A 1,729-nucleotide genomic window follows, 5' to 3' on the forward strand; every position below is an offset into this window, starting at 1 on the left:
CAACCGATCCAGCAGGGACGGTTGCAGGCGATCGCGGGTGGCGATTTCGGTTACCAAGTGAAAAGGCCCGTGTAATTCTTCTGGTCACCTGCGCCGCGCATGCAGCTGGCGTTGCGAGCGATTATCGAGGGTTCGAGTTGTCCATTGATCTGGCGTATGGCGCGGTACTCGGAGCGACATTCCGGACTGTTCTCAGCCACCGTCGACAAATGAATAACGATGACAATGGGCACCTTGCCGAAGGTCTCGACATGCGATTTGCCTTGTCTGTCGACAGTGAATTGGCAGGGCCATGGCATGTCGAGTGGCAATAGTGTCTGGTCTGGTTTGCGTAGCGCGCAGCGTTGTTGGTCATTCACCAACGTCAACTGTTGCCCGCCCATCGAGACGACTTGCTCCACCGCTGCGGATGGCATTGCCGGCGAGGCTTGTTGCTCGGCACAGGCAGTTAGACTTGATAACAGGCAGCCAATAAATACCGCGCAATGAGCCTTGATCATAAGAGCTCCCAGAACCAGATAGCCCTTGATCGATAGGCAGGGTCGTCATACCGGCTGGCGGTAAGGCCACGGTTCCAAAGATCGATGTGGTCACCGGTGCGACCGTCTGAAGACTCTCCCAGCTGTTGGAAACAGTCCTTGAAGAAAATAAGGCCTTTTTTGTCCATCAACTTGCGACGCTCTTGCGCGTCTCCGCCGAGAATCGTCGGACGGCCCAGATGATGTTTCCACAGCCAATTTGCCAATGACTCAGCCCCTCGTGCATGTCCATGGGCGCACTTGGGTTCGGTGTAGGTGGATTTGTTGACCTTGATGGTCAGCTCTGTGTTGAGCGTCATGCTCATGCGGATAGCACACTGGTTTTCCCAAGGGCCATCACAGGGCTTTGCGTCAGGATACGTAACCAGGAGATCGGAATACGCTTTCCACAAATTGATAAACGAAGGCTTGGCCATGACTCAGACACCGGATGGGGAAGGATTGGATTCGAGCAAGCACCAAAATGCCCCCGACGCATAACGACGGGGGCTCGTTCGATTACACCTTGACGTTCTGGCGGATGTTCCAGCCGAACTTGATCGGCCCGCCGTCCTTGGTGCCGTCGGCTTTTTGCGGCTGGTAGTCCACCAGTACCTTGGCGAAGTTCAGGGTGACGTTTTCAGTCAGGCGATCATCGCTGCCCGAGCCGCCAGTGCTCAGGGAACTGATCAGCACTTCTTCCAGGTTGATGATCATGTACTCGACCTGGCTTTCGCCGCCGGCCTTGCGCACGGTCAGCTTGACCTTGTCGATGTGCTTGCCGCTGGCGCAATGCATCATCAGGTTGGGTGAGGCCTTGTCGACGAACTTGGTCAGCGACAGGTCCTGGACGTTCACCTTGCCGGCACCGCCGCCGCCCCCCAGGTGCATATTGCCCGACTGAGACATGCCCCAGCTCCAGTTCAAGACGTCGATTTCGTCCTTGTGGGCCTTGTCCATGGACTCGCCCTTGATGTCGCCGATCTTGATGAAAATATCAACAGCCATGTTTTCTCCCTGTGTGGTGTCTACCACATTGTTTGGTTAACGCCGACCTTGCGAAAATCTGTTCAAGGCTTCAGCGCAATCACGCTTTTTCGGGCTTGTCCCGATGCCAGTCAGGGCACAGAACCTGTGGGAGCCGGRCTTGCCCGCGATGTAGGCCCCGCGGTTTTCAGCCGGACCGCGTTGATGCCATCGCGGGCAAGCCC

The 1,729-nt window shown here is 56.5% G+C and carries 3 protein-coding genes; all 3 read right to left on the reverse strand.

Translation table 11 applies throughout. The features are described from left to right. Positions 1–50: 50 nt before the first annotated feature. Positions 51–500, reverse strand: a complete 450-nt coding sequence (locus tag AC1DH9_RS28490) for a hypothetical protein (RefSeq protein WP_427545472.1) — start codon at positions 498–500, stop codon at positions 51–53. Then, a complete protein-coding gene (locus AC1DH9_RS28495; RefSeq protein ID WP_427545470.1) occupies positions 497–955 on the reverse strand; it encodes a type VI secretion system amidase effector protein Tae4 in 459 nt (152 codons plus the stop codon). Before AC1DH9_RS28495 ends, AC1DH9_RS28490 begins: the two co-directional genes overlap by 4 nt. 82 nt (positions 956–1,037) lie before the next feature. After that, complete coding sequence (locus tag AC1DH9_RS28500; RefSeq protein WP_427545468.1) at positions 1,038–1,526, reverse strand: Hcp family type VI secretion system effector; 489 nt, start codon at positions 1,524–1,526, stop codon at positions 1,038–1,040. Between the last annotated feature and the right edge of the window lie 203 nt (positions 1,527–1,729).

The organism is Pseudomonas sp. 05T35 (assembly GCF_056396605.1).